Annotated in this window: 15 protein-coding genes; 6 read left to right on the top strand and 9 right to left on the bottom strand. The window is 67.6% G+C overall.

The window, feature by feature from the left end:
* Positions 1-219: 219 nt before the first annotated feature.
* The 4 genes from flgA (at position 220) to G4G00_RS17375 (ending at position 2,893) form a co-directional block, all read left to right on the top strand.
* Positions 220-867: a flagellar basal body P-ring formation chaperone FlgA gene (gene flgA, locus G4G00_RS17390; RefSeq protein WP_205515576.1), complete on the top strand. Its 648-nt coding sequence runs from the start codon at positions 220-222 to the stop codon at positions 865-867.
* A 75-nt stretch (positions 868-942) separates the two neighbouring features.
* Positions 943-1,248: a flagellar biosynthesis anti-sigma factor FlgM gene (gene flgM / locus G4G00_RS17385; protein WP_108749584.1), complete on the top strand. Its 306-nt coding sequence runs from the start codon at positions 943-945 to the stop codon at positions 1,246-1,248.
* Positions 1,245-1,583: a flagellar protein FlgN gene (locus G4G00_RS17380; RefSeq protein ID WP_108749585.1), complete on the top strand. Its 339-nt coding sequence runs from the start codon at positions 1,245-1,247 to the stop codon at positions 1,581-1,583. The genes flgM and G4G00_RS17380 overlap by 4 nt, the downstream gene beginning before the upstream one ends.
* Before the next feature lie 92 nt (positions 1,584-1,675).
* A complete protein-coding gene (locus G4G00_RS17375; RefSeq protein ID WP_108749586.1) occupies positions 1,676-2,893 on the top strand; it encodes an ATP-binding protein in 1,218 nt (405 codons plus the stop codon).
* 75 nt (positions 2,894-2,968) lie between these two features.
* Here G4G00_RS17375 and G4G00_RS17370 read toward each other — a convergent pair whose 3' ends face one another.
* Together G4G00_RS17370 and G4G00_RS17365 are read right to left on the bottom strand one after the other, a co-directional pair.
* Entirely contained in the window at positions 2,969-4,744 is a 1,776-nt protein-coding gene (locus G4G00_RS17370) for an EAL domain-containing protein (protein ID WP_108749587.1), read from the bottom strand.
* A 3-nt stretch (positions 4,745-4,747) separates the two neighbouring features.
* Positions 4,748-6,850 (bottom strand): PAS domain-containing sensor histidine kinase, encoded by a 2,103-nt coding sequence (locus tag G4G00_RS17365; RefSeq protein WP_164275330.1) that lies wholly within the window; start codon positions 6,848-6,850, stop codon positions 4,748-4,750.
* Between the two features lie 133 nt (positions 6,851-6,983).
* Here G4G00_RS17365 and G4G00_RS17360 point away from each other — a divergent pair, with 133 nt between their 5' ends.
* Positions 6,984-9,722: an EAL domain-containing protein gene (locus tag G4G00_RS17360; RefSeq protein ID WP_108753058.1), complete on the top strand. Its 2,739-nt coding sequence runs from the start codon at positions 6,984-6,986 to the stop codon at positions 9,720-9,722.
* Positions 9,723-9,853: 131 nt separating this feature from the next.
* Here the strand turns inward: G4G00_RS17360 and G4G00_RS17355 are convergent, their stop codons facing one another.
* The 7 genes from G4G00_RS17355 to G4G00_RS17325 all read right to left on the bottom strand — a co-directional run bounded on the left by G4G00_RS17355 (position 9,854) and on the right by G4G00_RS17325 (position 14,880).
* Positions 9,854-10,381, bottom strand: a complete 528-nt coding sequence (locus tag G4G00_RS17355; RefSeq protein ID WP_164275328.1) for a hypothetical protein — start codon at positions 10,379-10,381, stop codon at positions 9,854-9,856.
* Positions 10,382-10,448: 67 nt separating this feature from the next.
* Positions 10,449-10,754, bottom strand: coding sequence for a hypothetical protein (locus G4G00_RS17350; RefSeq protein WP_240336183.1), 306 nt, complete (start codon positions 10,752-10,754; stop codon positions 10,449-10,451).
* Positions 10,755-10,759: 5 nt separating this feature from the next.
* Positions 10,760-11,950, bottom strand: coding sequence for a methyl-accepting chemotaxis protein (locus G4G00_RS17345; RefSeq protein WP_164275325.1), 1,191 nt, complete (start codon positions 11,948-11,950; stop codon positions 10,760-10,762).
* 222 nt (positions 11,951-12,172) lie between these two features.
* Positions 12,173-12,787: a high frequency lysogenization protein HflD gene (hflD, locus tag G4G00_RS17340; protein ID WP_164275322.1), complete on the bottom strand. Its 615-nt coding sequence runs from the start codon at positions 12,785-12,787 to the stop codon at positions 12,173-12,175.
* Positions 12,784-13,926, bottom strand: a complete 1,143-nt coding sequence (gene mnmA, locus G4G00_RS17335) for a tRNA 2-thiouridine(34) synthase MnmA (protein ID WP_164275319.1) — start codon at positions 13,924-13,926, stop codon at positions 12,784-12,786. Before mnmA ends, hflD begins: the two co-directional genes overlap by 4 nt.
* Positions 13,923-14,366, bottom strand: a complete 444-nt coding sequence (locus G4G00_RS17330; protein ID WP_164275391.1) for an NUDIX hydrolase — start codon at positions 14,364-14,366, stop codon at positions 13,923-13,925. Before G4G00_RS17330 ends, mnmA begins: the two co-directional genes overlap by 4 nt.
* Positions 14,367-14,385: 19 nt before the next feature.
* Positions 14,386-14,880: a hypothetical protein gene (locus G4G00_RS17325; protein WP_164275316.1), complete on the bottom strand. Its 495-nt coding sequence runs from the start codon at positions 14,878-14,880 to the stop codon at positions 14,386-14,388.
* A 111-nt stretch (positions 14,881-14,991) separates the two neighbouring features.
* Between G4G00_RS17325 and clpS the strand changes: the two genes are divergently transcribed.
* Positions 14,992-15,318, top strand: coding sequence for an ATP-dependent Clp protease adapter ClpS (gene clpS / locus G4G00_RS17320; RefSeq protein WP_108749599.1), 327 nt, complete (start codon positions 14,992-14,994; stop codon positions 15,316-15,318).
* The last annotated feature ends 111 nt before the right edge of the window (positions 15,319-15,429 follow it).

Raw genomic sequence — 15,429 nt, 5'->3', positions numbered from 1 at the left:
GGTGCCCGCCGAACTTGAGACCTTTTGTAGAGTCGAGCCATGCTCGACTTCCGGCTCTTGTAGAGTCGAGCCATGCTCGACTGATGTGCCGTGCAGTCGAGCATGGCTCGACTCTACAGAAGGACGTCGAGCACGCTCGACGCTGCAGAGGCGGGCTGGCACAGCGCTTGCATCCTTCCGGGCCAGGTCCCAGCGAACCCAGGAGGCGCCATGCGCCGGATGACATTACTAGTAGCCGCCGCGCTCGCGATGGCCGCGCCGTGGGCGCAGGCCGCGCAGTGGCAGCCCGTGGCCAGCATTCGTGCCGCAGCGCTGTCCACCCTGGCGGCCGGCAGCGAAGGCGAGGCCATTGTGGCCGATGCGCTGCGCCTGCCGCAGTGTGGCAAGCCGCTGGCAGTGCAGCCCACCGCCAATACCACCGTCGAGGTGAGTTGCCCCGATGCGGGCGGCTGGCGCCTGTTCGTGCCGGTGAAGGTGCGGCACAACCAGACCGTGCTGGTGCTGACCCGTGGCATCGCCACTGGAGAAACCCTCAGTGCGGCCGATATCAACACTGCCACGCGTGACGCGGCCCGTATTGCCGGCGCCGTGCTGGCCGACCCGGCCGCGGCGGTGGGGCGCATTGCGCGCCGTCCGCTGGCGGCAGGCAGCCTGCTGTCGGCCAATGACCTGCTGGCACAGCGTCTCATCAAGCGTGGAGACAATGTAGCCCTGGTCGCCCGCACCGGCGCCGTGGAAGTACGTATTGCCGGCCGCGCCCTGGGCGATGCCGGGCACGACGACCGCGTTTCGGTCGAAAACCTGTCCACCCGCCGCATCGTGCAGGGCGTGGTGGATGCGGCCGGTGACGTAATCGTGGCGCGTTGAAAAAGTTTGGAAAATCCCTAAAGATCACGGCCCAGCGGCCGTTATCCCTTGTGTACGGCAACTCCAGGACACCCCATGAGCCAGAAAATCGACGGCAATCTGCAGATCCCGCAGGCCCTGCGCGGCGTGACGACCCCGGCCAGCAAGCCCGGCGTCAGCAGCGATTCGGCTGCCCGCCCGGTGGAAGCAGCTGACAGCCTGCGCCTGACCGGCGAAGCCACCAACCTGCAGGCCATCGAACGCGACCTGAGCACCGCCCCGGCGATCGACGCCCAGCGCGTGGCTGCGGTGCGCGAATCGCTGCAGAACGGCACCTACAAGATCAATCCGGACGCGATTGCTTCGCGCATGCTCGAGCTGGACCAGCAGCTGCAGGGATGAGCGCGGCCATGAGCGAGCCGCTGCAGCGCCTTGCCGAGGCTCTGGACGTTGAACGCCAGGCCTTGGTCGAGCACGACGTGCATGCGTTGATCCGCGCCACCGGGGCCAAGCTGGAAGCGCTGCGTGCGCTGGAAGGCACGCCGCCGGTCGGGCAGGGCGAACAGCTGCAGGAACTGGCCGAGCGCAACCGCGCCAACGGCGTGCTGCTGTCGCGTCGCCGCCGCGAGGTCAACTGGGCGCTGCGCCAGCTCGGCCGCACCGAAGATGCCTCGGCTTACGACGCCAAGGGCCAGTCGCACACCGTCACTGCGCGCCGGCCGCTGGCCGTCGCCTGATTCCCCGGCGGCCACTGGCCGCCACCGGGCGGGCTGTGACCCGCAGCCGGAGCGCGTATATTGGGCGCCTGTTCGCAAGCCCCCGAGTCGCCGTGTCCGCCGCCAACGCCCTGGTTACCGCCCCCCTTCCTTCCCAGCCCGTGCTGCAGGCCCTGTTGGAACGCCTGCGCGAAGGGCTGTTGCTGTTCACCGCAGACGGGCAGGTGGCATTGGCCAATCCGGCCGCCCAGCACCTGCTGGGCAACGCCGACAGTGCGGCCGCACCGGCCCAGCGCCTGCGCGAACTGCTGCCCCCCGACGCCCTTGAACAGGCCCGGCAGCAGGGCGCCTGGAGTGGCAGCCTGCCGCTGGGCGAGGGCGTGGTCATCGCCCATCTGTACCACCATGGCGAGGGCGGCCAGAGCCACTACCTGGCGCTCTTCCAGCGCATTGAAGGGCAGGAAGACTACGAACGCGAGCTGCAGCAGCGCCATGCCGAACTGCGCCAGGCGTACCTGCGTCTGAACGGCACCCAGGAAAAGTTGCTGCAGTCGGAAAAGATGGCTTCCATCGGCCAGCTGGCCGCTGGCGTGGCGCACGAGATCAACAATCCCATCGGTTACGTGCACTCCAACCTGGGCAGCCTGCAGGAATACCTGCGCAGTCTGTTCACGGTGATCGAAGCCTACGAACGCGCCCTGCGCGCGCCCGATCCGAAGGCGCTCATTCCGGAAATCGACGATATCCGTGACCGCCTGGACATCGATTTCATCAGCCGCGACCTGCCGCAGCTGATGGCCGAATCACGCGAAGGCATCGAGCGGGTGACCCGCATCGTGCGCGACCTGAAGGACTTCTCGTACTCCGGCCGCGACGAGTCGTGGAAGCTGGTGGACCTGCATGCCGGCCTTGAATCGACCATCAACATCATCTGGAACGAGCTCAAGTACAAGGTCACGCTGGAGCGCCAGTTCGGCCAGCTGCCGCTGGTGGAATGCCTGCCTTCGGAACTGAACCAGGTGTACATGAACCTGCTGCTCAACGCAGGCCATGCCATTGCCGAGCGCGGCACCATCACCGTGCGTACCGGCGTCGATGGCGAGACCGTGTGGGTGGAGTTCGAAGACACCGGCGGCGGCATCTCGCCGGAACTGCGCCAGCGCATCTTCGATCCGTTCTTCACCACCAAGCCGGTGGGCAGTGGCACCGGGCTGGGCCTGTCGATTTCCTACAGCATCATCAACAAGCACCACGGCCGCATCGATCTGGACAGCACCCCGGGCGTGGGCTCGCGCTTCCGCGTGGTGCTGCCGATCAAGCAGCCGCGCTGACCTCGCTTCTGTAGAGTCGAGCCATGCTCGACTGCTTTTTGCCGCAGTCGAGCACGGCTCGACTCTACAGATCGGTCACCGCAACGGCGAACGATCCTCGCCACCTTCCAGCGGCTCGGCCAGCGCCGGGCCTGCATTGCTGCGCCGCTGCTCTTCATACGTGCGGAACGCCTGGTGGATGTGCTTGCGCAGTTCATCATCGTTCCACGGCTTGGTCAGGAACCGGTAGATCGCACCGCGGTTGATCGCATCGGTCACCGTGTTCAGATCGGTGTAGCCGGACAGCACCAGCCGGATCGTGTCCGGGTACAGCATCTTCACCCGGCCCAGGAATTCGGTGCCGCTCATGTCGCTCATGCGCTGGTCGGACAGGATCACCTGCACGTCGTTGATCGCCAGCAGATCGAAGGCATCGCGCACGTTGCCGGCGGCCAGGATGCGGTAGCCGTCGCGGCGGAACAGGCGCACCAGCGAACGCAGCACGTTTTCCTCGTCATCCAGCAGCAGCAGGGTGCGGTCGGGGCGCGTTTCGGCGAAGGCTTCCGGGCGCAGGTAGCGGCGGCGCAGGGTCATGCCGGCGGCATCGGCCGACATCGGCTCGCCGAACAGATAGCCCTGGAACACATCGCAGTCATTGCGGCGCAGGAAGCCCAGCTGGGCCTGTGATTCCACGCCGTTGGCAATGACCGTCATGCCCAGCTGGTGGCCCATGGCGATGATGGCGCGGGCGATGGCCGCCTCGCGGTTACCGGCCGGGGCGCTCTTGATGAAGCTGCGGTCGATCTTCAGCTTGTCCACCGGGTAGCGCACCAGCGCGCTCAGGCTGGAATCGCCGGTGCCGAAGTTGTCCAGGCTCAGGCTGATGCCTTCATTGCGCAGGTTGGCCAGGGTTTCGTGCACGAAATTGACGTTGTTGGTCAGCGCACTTTCGTTGATCTCCAGCGTCAGCATGTGCGCCGGCACGCCGGCGGCCTGCATCAGCGACATTACCTCGGCGAAGAAGTTCGGGCGCAGCAGCTGCAGGGTCGACACGTTCACTGCAATGGTGAAATCGTCGAAACCCTGGTCGCGCCACAGACGCGCCTGTTTCAGGGCGCCTTCCAGCACCCACGTGCCGATCTGCACGATGATGCCCAGCCGCTCGGCGGTGCGCATGAAACGCTCCGGCACCAGCATGCCCAGGGTGGGCGACTGCCAGCGCAGCAGCGCTTCCATGCCCACCACGTGGCCATCGCGCGCGCTCACCAGCGGCTGGTAGCGCAGCTTCAGTTCGCCATTGGGAATGGCATCGACGATCTGCCGGGCGATGATGCTTTCACTGTGCGCGCTGGGCGGGGTGTCCACCGCGTGGATGCGCACCGCGTTGCCGCCTTCGCGGGCTGCCTGGTACAGCGCATCCTCGGCGTGGTCCAGCAGCCGCGATGCACTGCTGGCATGTTCCGGGCACAGGCTCACGCCCAGCTTGCCGGTCATGAACAGGGTGTACGGCAGCACAGAGAGCGGCAGCTCCATCTGCTGGCGGATCTCTTCGGCAAAGTCTTCCGGCAGCGGCAGATCGGCGGTGCGCGGTACGGCAATCAGGAACTCATCGCTGCCGTGCCGCCACAGCTTCCCGCGCCCGCGCAGGTACGACTGCAGGCGCTGGGCCACCAGCACCAGCGCCTGGTCACCCACTTCGGCGCTCATGTTCTCGTTCACCGAAGCGAAGTGGTCGATGTCCACGTGCATCAGCATCAGCGGGGTGCCGCCAGAGGCCGCCTCGGCCACCATGGCCTGCAGTTCGGGGTTGCCGGCGCCCAGCCGGTCGGGGGCGTCGTCAATGCTGACCGGGGGCAGGTTGGGGTTCCACATGGTTCAGTGTTCCGGAGACTCGACGGCCGCCGTCATGGCGGCCTGGTAAGGAAGGTGGACATCGACCAGGGTGCCGGCGCCGTGCGCCGAAGCGATATGCACGTGCCCACCCACGCTCTGCGCGCGCTCGCGCATCACGATCAGGCCCAGGCCACGCGGGCCATCGGGGTCGAAGCCCTCGCCATCATCGCGGATCTGCAGGTGCAGGCCGCGCTGGCCCAGGTCGCGCAGCTGCAGCTGCACCTGGCTGGCGCGCGCGTGGCGCAGGGCGTTGGTCAGGCTTTCTTGCGCAATGCGGAAGCAGGCCTGTTCGATGCTGTTGTCCGGGCGGGTCGGCAGCGCGTCAATGTCGGCCAGCAGCTCCACCGGCGACGATCGGAACAGCACCCGCGCCTGCCAGCTCAGGGCGGCTTCCAGGCCCAGCGCATCCAGCTGTGGCGGGCGCAGCAGGGTGGAAATGTCGCGCAGCTTGGCCACGGTGGTGTCGGCCAGGCTGACGATCTGCGCCAGGTCCTCGCCGCGGCGGGCGGGGTCCTGTTCGTCCTGCGCGGCATAGGCCGACAGCTTCATGGCAGTGATCGCCTGGCCGATGTCATCGTGCAGGTCGCGCGAGATCGCCCGGCGCTCGTCTTCCTGCAGCGAGAACAGGCGCCCGGCCATGGCCTGCAGTTCGCGGTTGCTGTTTTCCAGCGCGCTGCGGGTGCGTTCGGCTTCACTCAGGTCGCGCACGATCAGCAGCTTGCAGTCGCGGCCACCGTAGCGCACTTCACCCACCGCCAGGCCGGCATGGAAGTGGCGGCCGTCGGCGCGCTGCATGACCGCCACGCTGCTGTGGCCCGGACTGTGCTGCGGCTGGCCGGCCCGCAACTGGGCGCGCACCCGCTGCAGATCGGCGCCGTTCACCAGCGCCGACAGCGGTTCGCCCAGCAGGGCATGGCTGCCGTAGCCGAACAGGGCGGCGGCCCAGGCGTTGGCGTACAGCACATGTTCTTCGGACAGGATCACCACGCCGTCCGGCAGCACCCGCACCAGTTCGCGGAACTGTTCTTCGCGCTCACGCAGCAGGCGCCGCGACTGCTCGCGCTCGGTCACGTCCTGCAGCGTGCCCAGCACGCGTTCGCGGCCGGCTTCATCGCGGCCGCTGGTCGCACGCAGGTGCACCATCAGGGCGCGCCCATCCATGGCCAGCAGTGGCAGCAGCACGTCCACCTGGACCGGTTCGCCGGCGCACAGGTCGGCCAACAGTTGTTCGGTCTGCGCGGCAGTGGCCGGGTCGGCCGGCACCAGCAGTTCGTCAAAGCGGTGCCAGCGCCGGGCCTCGGGCGGGCGCCGCCCCAGCAGTTGGTAGACCTGGTTGGAATAGCGGCCCAGGCCGCTGGCGGGGTCCAGTTCCCAGGCACCGATGCGCGCCAGCTCGTGGGCTTCCTCCACCCGCGCCAGCGCCTGGTCACGGCGCAGCTGCGCCAGGTCTTCAGCGGTGCGATCAATGGCGATCAGCAGGCGGGCGTTGTGGCCGTCATAGTCGATGGCATTGGAACGAAGCTCCATCTGCCGCAGGCTGCCGTCGCGCAGCTGCAGCTGCGCGCGCAGGATGCACAGCTGCTCGGGCGCTTCGCGGATCGCCTCCAGCTTGGTCTGCAGCGCCTGGTCCTGGCCGGGCGGCCACAGGATCTCGATCGTGCGGGCCAGCAGTTCCTCGCGTTCCCAGCCGAAGGCCAGGCATGCCGCGGGGTTGGCATCCAGGATGGCCAGGCTGTCCAGGTCGTACACCAGGATCGGCCCGGGGTTGCCCTCGAACATCTGCCGCAGGCGGGTCTCGGACATCTGCAGCCGCGCATGGGTGGCCAGCACGTGCTCGGCCAGCGGCCGCAGCAGCAGGTAGAGCAGGCCGGCGCTGGCGAATACGAAGAACGCGCCCTTCACGCTCTGCCAGAAGGCGGCCTGCTGGGGGTCCAGCACGAACCCGTTCACCGCGCCATCGGAGGCAATGATCCAGGCCAGCGCCATCATCAGATAGCTCAGCACCACCCGGCGACGGTCGCGCCGCAACGACTGCGCCATCCGCAGGGCGGAATCTGGGTCGGTGCCGGTCGGGTCTGCGGGCATGGACAGGGGCAGTAGGGAGGGGCGCCAGCCATCTTACCGCGCGGGTGTGCGATGGCCACTCAATTATCCCCGCGGCGGGCCGTTAAGGACTGCATGCCCCGCTGTCGGGCGCGTCTTTCCGGAGCTAGATCGCGTGGACCAAGGGATCATCGCCAGCCTGCTGCAGCATCCGCTCGCGTCGGCACTGGTCATCGTCGACCGCAGTGGCCGCCCGCTGGCGGCCAATCCGGCCGCGCGCGAACATGGGCTGCCGGCCACCTTGGCGGCCTATGCCCCCATGCTGGAAGACCTGCGCCTGCTGGCAGCCGACGGCGGCATCGTGCCGTGCTCGCTGCCCGGCGGGCCGCAGGGGCACTACGACGGACACCTGCGCGCCGTGCACGATGGCAATGGCAACCTGCTGGCCTTCACCCTCAGCGTGCCTGAGCCGGTACCGCTCACCGGCGGCGGGCGCTGGGCGCTGGCCCTGGAAAGTGCCGGCCACAGCCTGTGGGACTGGGATATTCCCACCGACCGCGTGCTGCGCACGCCCGCCCTTGGCGACGAAAGCGCTACCGAGATGCTGGGCCGGGTTCACCCGGACGATATCGCCGATGTGCGCGCGGTGCTGGACGAGCACCTGCGCGGGCACAGCGAGCAGTACAGCGCGCAGTTCCGCTTCCGCCAGGGCGATGGCCACTGGCGCTGGGTGCTGGATCGCGGCCGGGTGGTGGCACGTACCGCCGACGGCCAGCCGCTGCGCATGGTCGGCACCCATACCGATATCGAACAGCAGAAGCAGCTGGAAGCGCTGCTGCAGGAACAGCAGCTGCACCTGAGCGAAGCCCAGCGCATCGCCAGCATGGGCAGCTGGTCGTTCGACCCGCAGAACCACCGCTTCTGGTGGTCGCCCGAGCTGCGCTCGCTGCTGGCGCTGGAGCAGGGCAGCGTGCCCGGCCAGCGGCGCTGGCTGAAGCAATTGCATCCGCGCTCGCGCGGCGCGCTGCGTGCCGCCTGGCGGCGCCTGTGGCGCGACGGCCGCGCCGCCAACCTGGACCTGGAACTGACCCGCGGCAGCGAGCCCTCGCAGCACCTGCGCCTGTGGATGCAGCCGTTGCTGGACATGGACGGGCAGCCCAAGCGCCTGCTCGGCCAGGTGCAGAACATCACCGAACAACACCAGACCGACGCGCTCATCCGCTGGCGCACCGAGCTGCTCAATCGCGTGTCGGCGCTGGGGCGGATTGGCGGCTGCGAAATCGAAGTGTCCACCCGGCACATGCAATGGACCGAGGAGTGCTACCGCATCCACGGCCTGCGCAAGGAACCGATCACCCTGGACCAGGCGCTGGCGCTGTACACCGAGGACTCGCGCAACGCGTTCGAGGCCGCGCTCGGCCGCATTTCCAATGGTGGGCTGCCCGAGCAGTTGGACCTGTGCTTCTACCGCCAGTCCGGCCTGCGTGTGTGGGTGCAGGTGCTGATCGAACTGGATCGACGCGACGGCCTGCCGGCCCGCTACGTGGTCCTGTTCCGTGACATCACCCGCGAACGCGAGGCCAGCGAGCGCATCGAACTGCTGGCCCACTACGACCTGCTGACCGGCCTGCCCAACCGGGTGCTGCTGGGCGAGCAGACCGCCGAAGCCATCGAAGAGGCGCGTGACCGTGGCACTTCGTTGGCGATGCTGTTCATCGACCTGGATGGTTTCAAGAACATCAACGACAGCTTCGGCCACGCCACCGGCGATGCGCTGCTGAAGGCCGCTGCCACCCGCCTGCACCAGAACCTGCGCAACAACGATCTGTTCGGCCGCTTCAGTGGTGACGAATTCATCGTGGTGCTGCGCGACCTGGCCGAACCGGAGGATGCCGGCCACGTGGCACGCAAGCTGATTGGCTCGCTGGCCGAGCCGCTGCGCCGTGGTGACACCACACTGAAGGTCGGGGCCAGCGTCGGCATCGCCATGCTGGGTGAATCACAGACCGATTTCGATTCGCTGCTGCGCGCTGCCGACGCGGCCATGTACGCGGCCAAGGAAGCCGGGCGCAACACGTATCAGTACTACAGCCAGGACGCCCTGGCCCGCATCCAGCGCCGCCTGGAGATCGAACACGGCCTGCACGGTGCGATCGAGCGCGAAGAGTTCAGCCTGGCCTACCAGCCGCTGTTGCACGCACACAACGGCGAACCGCCGGCAATCGAAGCGCTGCTGCGCTGGCACCGCCCCGGCATCGGCTACTGCAGCCCGGCCGAGTTCATTCCCATCGCGGAGAAGTGCGGCGAAATCGTCCGTATCGGCGATTGGGTGCTGAACGAGGCCTGCCGCCAGGCTGCGGCGTGGGACCGCGCGGGTCTGTGCTTCGAACGCGTGGCGGTGAATGTGTCGGCCGTGCAGCTGCGCGACCGCGGCTTTGCCGAACGCGTGATCGAGATCTGCCACGCCCACGGCTGGCCGCCGCAGCGGCTGGAACTGGAACTGACCGAGTCGGCGCTGATCCGTGACACCGACATCCTGCGCCACTGTTTCGATGTGCTGGAACGGCATGGCGTACCGCTGGCGGTGGATGATTTCGGTACCGGCTTCTCCAACCTGAACTATCTGAATCGTTTCCCGGTGGGGCGGCTGAAGATCGACCGCAGCTTCGTGCAGGGCATGCTGCACGACTCGGGCACGGCCGAAGTGACCCAGGCCATCGTCCACCTGGGCCACGCGCTGGGCATGAAGGTGGTGGCCGAAGGCGTGGAAACGCACCAGGAAGAAGACATGCTGCGCCGCCAGGGCTGCGACGAGATCCAGGGCTACCTGTACTCACGCCCGCTCAGCCCGCGCGATCTGGCCCAGTGGCTGCGCCAGCAGCACGCCGGCAGCGAAGTCGCCCTGGCCCGCTGACGCCACCCCCGCCGCCGCACGCGTCCGCGCGCAATCACCCATCCACGCATGGCGTGGATATACGGTAGGTGCCAACCTTGGTTGGCACGCACGCGTGCGCTCGCAGACACCCATCCACGCATGGCGTGGATCTACCGGGGCGGGTCCCTGAACTGCCAGGGAAACTCATTGCGCACCCGTGCGCGCACCGCCTCCACTACATTGGCATAGCGCCGTCGCTGGATGCGGTAACCGATATAGAACAACAGCGGCACCGCCAATATCGGCCACGCCAGCGGGCGCAGCAGCACGATCGGCACCAGCAGTACGGTCAGGACCGTCGCAAACCAGCTGCAGCGGCCGAGCACACGCACTTCGCGGCACCGCGTGTCCACCACGATCTGGCCGTGCAGCAAGGGAAAGTAGCGGCCGCCGAAGCCAGGCGCGAAGCTCTCACGGAATGCAACGCTGCCGTCGGGCAGGGCGCGGAATGCCAGGCGCGCCCACCGTTCGGTCGGAAGATCGTATTCCAGCCCGCCCAGCGAAAGTCGCTTCAGATCGTCGGGTGCAGCGGCAATGCGCTGGTTGAACAGCATGATGCCAGTGCGGAAGAAGAGCGGCGCCCACGCGAAGAGAAGCAGCAGTTCGAGCAGCATCAATGCGATCAGGGCAATGGCCATCGGTCTTCCATGAACGGGACCGGGGCATCATGCCATGGGCACGGGCCCATCCACGCATCGCGTGGATCTACAACGCGTCGCCGCCCAGGCCGAGATCCCAGGCCAGGCTCATCAGGGCGTCGGTCTGGGCCGGCGGGGCGGGGCGGGCATCGGCCAGGCGCTGCAGCTCCTGGATCTCCTCGCGCGCCACGTCCTCCAGCTGCTGCAACTGCTCGCGCACACTGGGGTTGCGCGGGCGTTGGCTGGCATCGATGGGGGGCAGGGCGCGGATCAGGGTCATGCTGCGCGGGTCGGCGTGGTCCAGAGCTAGCGTACAGGCAAAGGCCCCGGGACTACCGGGGCCTTCGGCGCTGCCGGAAAAAGCAGCGGACATCAGGGTCAGAACAGCTCGACCGTACCGGCGCCCATGCTCTGCTGGGCAACCGGCTTGTGCGGCGGACGTTCCCATTCGCTGCGCAGGTCGCGCAGGCGGTTGCCGGTGCGCTGCAGTGCGGTGGCGATCTCTTCGTCGAACACGCCGCCATTGCGGTGCAGCAGCTCCTGCAGGGCCACCGCCTCACGGTTGATCGCGGTCAGGCGATCCAGGTGGGTGTGCACGCCGCCCAGTGCCTGGGTGGCAATGTCTTCGAACTGCAGGGCGCGCACGGCCTCGGCCACGCTGCCGTCGATCGAACGGGCGCATTCGGAGACTTCGCGCATGCCATCGCCCAGCGACGCGTTGATCTGCGCCACGTTGTCGAGCATGGTTGCCGCTTCCTGGCGCGCTTCGCGGGACCGGTCCATATCGCGCGAGGCCATGTGCGAGACGGTCTCGCGCACCTTGGCAATGGCGTCCTTGGAACTGTGCGCCAGCTTGCGGATCTGTTCGTTGAAGGTGGTCGAGCGCTCGGACAGATTGCGCACTTCGTCGGCCACCACCGCGAAACCACGACCGGCTTCGCCGGCACGGGCTGCTTCGATGGCCGCGTTCAGCGCCAGCAGGTTGGTCTGGTCGGCAATCGACTTGACGTCTTCCAGCAGGGCGAAGATGCCGTCCAGGTGCTGCGCCATCTGGTCGATGTGCTGCACGGTGGTGCTGCTCTGGCCGCTCACCTGTTCCAGCGCTTCCACCAGCTGTTCCATGCGGTTGCTGGCGTGCTGGGCGAAGCGGGCCACGTCGAGGCCGGCACTGCCTTCATCGCCAGCGCGGTCGACGATGCGCGACAGGGCCTGGCTCTGCTGGCGGGACTTGCGGTTCATGGCATCGAAGCTGCCACCCAGGCTGGACACGGCCTGGCGGATCAGGTCACGGGCGCGTTCGACTTCGCCACGCGAGCCGTCGATCTCGTTGCCGACGAAGCTGCGCAGTTCGGTCAGCAGCTGGTCCTGCTCACGCAGGACACGGGCATGTTCCGGGGAACGGTGGGCCTGGGCACGGGTGGTCCACCACGCGAAGCCGAGCCAGCTCAGCGTCATCGTGGTCAGGATCGCCCAGCGCAGGGCGGCCGGCCATTCGAAGCCGATGGCGAAGGGGAGCAGCAGGGTCAGAGCCAGGGGGGCGGCCAGACGGATGAAAATGCGTGAGTACATGGACGTTCTCGGGAGGTGCACGGAGGATGTATCGGCCGTACCCCCTTTCTCTTTAACGTCGATGTGCTTTCTGAATGCGCCGGATTTCTGGCGCCTTCCGGTGTCCTGGGGTCAGAGCCCTTTTCCGGTGAAAAGGGATCCGACCCCGGGGCAGACGGTGATGGGGTCGGATCCCTTTCCGGCAAGGAAAGGGCTCTGACCCCCGGCTCCGACCCCCGGCCCTCAGGCCAGCAGGCGGTCCACCGCTTCGATCATGGCCTTGCGCCCGATCAGGAAGTCCCAGTAGCTGCCGCCCACCTGCCGCCACAGCACCGCGGCGCGCACGGCGGCCAGCAGCAGGGCGCGGATTTCGGCCACTACCCCGGCCTGGGCCAGGTAATGCGGGTTGCCCTGCACCATCACCCGCGGCTTCAGGTGGCTGATGGTGTCGGCGTACAGGCCGCCCAGGTTGGCCAGCACTTCCGGGTGGCCGCTGTCGCCCAGCTCGGCGGCCTGCTGCTGGGCACGCTCGATGCCCGAGGCCACCTTGTTCACGGTGGCCCCGTCCTGCACGAAGCGGCGCTCCAGCTGCAGCACCGACAGGGCCAGCTTGGGCAGCACCGGGTCCTGGCCCTGGTTGCGGAAGTAGTTGTGCAGCAGGCGCAGGCCACTCTTCAGCGCGTGGCGGTCACCAAAGACCTCCTGCGGCGAGCCGGCATCGATGCGGAACACACTGTCCACCGCGGTACGCACGGCAGAGGCGTCGGAATGGCCGGTATCGGCGATACGGCGGACCTGCTGCAGGGCCTGGGCAATGCCGGCCAGGGCCAGTACGCGGTCGTCGACAGTGAAACTCATGCAGCAATTACCTCGAAAGGAGAAGGGGTGGTGCGCAGGCGCTGTTCCAGCGGCGCATCGGTGGCGGCGATCACCGCACCGCCCAGGCAGACCTCACCGTCATACAGCACCAGCGACTGGCCAGGGGTGACGGCGCGCTGGGGCCGGGCGAAGGTGACCAGCACGCTGCCATCGTCCAGCACCTCGACCGTGCACGGTTCATCGGGCTGGCGGTAGCGGGTCTGTGCCGTGCACTCGAAGCGCCGGGCCGGCGGCGCGCCGGCAATCCAGTGCGCGGTTTCCGAGCGCAGGCGGTTGGACAGCATCCACGGGCTTTCCCGGTCCTGGTCCACGTACAGCACGTTGCTGGCCACATCCTTGCCCACCACGTACCACGGCGCGGCCGGGCGGCCGCGCACGCCGCCGATGTTCAGGCCCTCACGCTGGCCCAGGGTGAAATAGAACACGCCGGGGTGCTCGGCAATCACGCTGCCATCGGCCGGGTCCAGGATCTGGCCCGGGCGCGCGGGCAGGTAGCGGCCCAGGAATTCGCGGAAATCGCGCTCGCCAATGAAGCAGATGCCGGTGGAATCCTTCTTGGCATGGGTGGGCAGGGCGACGTCGCGGGCGATGCGGCGCAGATCGCTCTTTTCCAGGTCGCCAATCGGGAACAGGGTCGCGCCCAGCTGCGCCTGCCCCAGCTGGTGCAGGAAGTAGCTCTGGTCCTTGCTGCGGTCGGCACCGCGCAGCAGCAGCCATTGCTGGCCGCGCTGGGCTACCCGTGCGTAGTGGCCGGTGGCGATGCGCTCGGCGCCCAGCTCGCGGGCGGCGTCCAGGAAGTGCTTGAACTTCACCTCGCGGTTGCACAGCACGTCCGGATTGGGGGTGCGGCCGGCCGCGTACTCGGCCAGGAAGTGCTCGAACACGCCCTGCCAGTATTCGCTGGAAAAATCGCGGAAGTGGAACGGGATGCCCAGCAGGCCGCAGACTGCCACCGCGTCGCGGCGGTCATCCTCGGCGCGGCAGTCGCCGCTGCCATCGTCGGCCCAGTTCTGCATGAACAGACCGGCCACGGCCTCGCCCTGCTGCACCAGCCGCCAGGCGGCCACCGACGAATCCACGCCGCCGGACACGCCGACCATCACCCGTGGGCTGCTCATGCGACCTCCTGCACCAGGTGCAGCGGGTGGCGCTGGCCGGCCAGGTAGTCGGCCAGCACGCGCCAGACCAGCGGGCTGCGCAGGCGCTCGCTGGCGGCCTGCAGCTCATCGGGGGTCATCCACAGGGCACGGTCGATGCCGGTATCCAGCGGTTGCGCCGGATCATGGCTGAACGGGCGGGCGGCGTAGCAGAACCGCAGGAACACGGTGCCGTCGCCGGCGGTCCACTGGTAGCAGCCGATGAAATCGGTCAGCGCCACGGTCCAGCCGGTTTCTTCCCGGGTTTCACGCAGCGCCGCCTGGGCCAGGCTCTCGCCCGGTTCCAGGTGGCCCGCCGGCTGGTTCAGCACGGCGCGGCCCTCGATGGTTTCTTCCACCAGCAGCACGCGGCCGCCATCGACCACCACGGTGGCGACGGTGGCGTGGGGTGCCCAGCGCATGTCCTGCGGGGTATTCAATTCAGAGGTCGTCCTTCTTGGTCAGTTCCAGTTCCATCGCATCGGCGGTACGGATCGCCGCGTCGATGGCATCGCTCAGCTGCTCAGTGCTGGCATCGGCATCGATCTTGACCACGAACATCGCGGTCGTGTCCTGCTTCACCCAGCCGCCCATCTTGGCGTCCTGCGAATCTTCCAGCAGCCGGTTGGCCACCTCGGCCGGGAACTGCTTGCTCTTGCCGGTGTAGCCCGGCGACCAGATCTCGCGGATGTTGTGGGTGCCGAAATCTTCCACGGCCGAGCGCACGTACACGATCTGGGTACGGTCGCCTTCCACGTCGAACACCATCTGGTAATCGCCGTCTTCGTCAACTTCGTAGGTATAGCCCAACTTGTCCAGGTGGCGCCCGATGGCGGCATCGGCCTTGGCCGTGCTGTTGCCGGCGGCGTTGGCCGCGGCGGCCATGGCCGGGGTGGCCAGGGCGATCAGCAGGGCGGGCAGAAGGATCCTTTTCATGAAATTCCTGTGAAACACGTTGGGGAAGGCGGTAATTGTGACGGTGCCGGTGCGTGTCGTCCATTCTGCGGCAGGCCGACGCGGCTGGCCGCCAGCGCTTATAATAGGCGGATGCCCCGCGAGTCTTCCCCCGATTCCCACCACGAGCACGGCCTTGCCGTGGAGCCCGCGCGCCCGGAAGTGGCGCCGCCGCCGTTCTACCAGGTCATGCTGCTCAACGACGACTACACCCCGATGGATTTCGTGGTGGATGTACTGCAGCAGTTCTTCACCATGGACCTGGACAAGGCCACCCAGGTGATGCTGCACGTCCACACCCGCGGTCGCGGCGTCTGCGGGGTGTTCACCCGCGAAGTGGCCGAGACCAAGGTGGCCCAGGTCAACGAGTACTCGCGCATGAACCAGCACCCGCTGCTGTGCACGATGGAAAAGGCCTGAGCCCGTAGAGTCGAGCTTGCTCGACTGCCGCAACGCCCCCGTAGAGTCGAGATCCTATGTTCGTGGTCAAGTCTGCTGGAAGCAGGCTTGACCCACTTTCAGCATGCTCGG

The sequence above is a fragment of the Stenotrophomonas sp. B1-1 genome (assembly GCF_010894375.1).
In the GTDB taxonomy this organism is placed as follows: Bacteria; Pseudomonadota; Gammaproteobacteria; order Xanthomonadales; family Xanthomonadaceae; genus Stenotrophomonas.
This window is presented reverse-complemented; position numbering and strand designations above follow the sequence as displayed.

Bases quoted from the DNA above. Each gene is read 5' to 3' on its own strand.
- G4G00_RS17350 (WP_240336183.1), bottom strand. From the start codon at position 10,754: ATGTCCGCTGCTTTTTCCGGCAGCGCCGAAGGCCCCGGTAGTCCCGGG.
- flgM (WP_108749584.1), top strand. From the start codon at position 943: ATGAGCCAGAAAATCGACGGCAATCTGCAGATCCCGCAGGCCCTGCGC.
- clpS (WP_108749599.1), top strand. From the start codon at position 14,992: ATGCCCCGCGAGTCTTCCCCCGATTCCCACCACGAGCACGGCCTTGCC.
- hflD (WP_164275322.1), bottom strand. From the start codon at position 12,787: ATGAGTTTCACTGTCGACGACCGCGTACTGGCCCTGGCCGGCATTGCC.
- G4G00_RS17325 (WP_164275316.1), bottom strand. From the start codon at position 14,880: ATGAAAAGGATCCTTCTGCCCGCCCTGCTGATCGCCCTGGCCACCCCG.
- mnmA (WP_164275319.1), bottom strand. From the start codon at position 13,926: ATGAGCAGCCCACGGGTGATGGTCGGCGTGTCCGGCGGCGTGGATTCG.
- G4G00_RS17355 (WP_164275328.1), bottom strand. From the start codon at position 10,381: ATGGCCATTGCCCTGATCGCATTGATGCTGCTCGAACTGCTGCTTCTC.
- G4G00_RS17380 (WP_108749585.1), top strand. From the start codon at position 1,245: ATGAGCGCGGCCATGAGCGAGCCGCTGCAGCGCCTTGCCGAGGCTCTG.
- G4G00_RS17330 (WP_164275391.1), bottom strand. From the start codon at position 14,366: ATGCGCTGGGCACCCCACGCCACCGTCGCCACCGTGGTGGTCGATGGC.
- G4G00_RS17370 (WP_108749587.1), bottom strand. From the start codon at position 4,744: ATGTGGAACCCCAACCTGCCCCCGGTCAGCATTGACGACGCCCCCGAC.
- flgA (WP_205515576.1), top strand. From the start codon at position 220: ATGACATTACTAGTAGCCGCCGCGCTCGCGATGGCCGCGCCGTGGGCG.
- G4G00_RS17365 (WP_164275330.1), bottom strand. From the start codon at position 6,850: ATGCCCGCAGACCCGACCGGCACCGACCCAGATTCCGCCCTGCGGATG.
- G4G00_RS17345 (WP_164275325.1), bottom strand. From the start codon at position 11,950: ATGTACTCACGCATTTTCATCCGTCTGGCCGCCCCCCTGGCTCTGACC.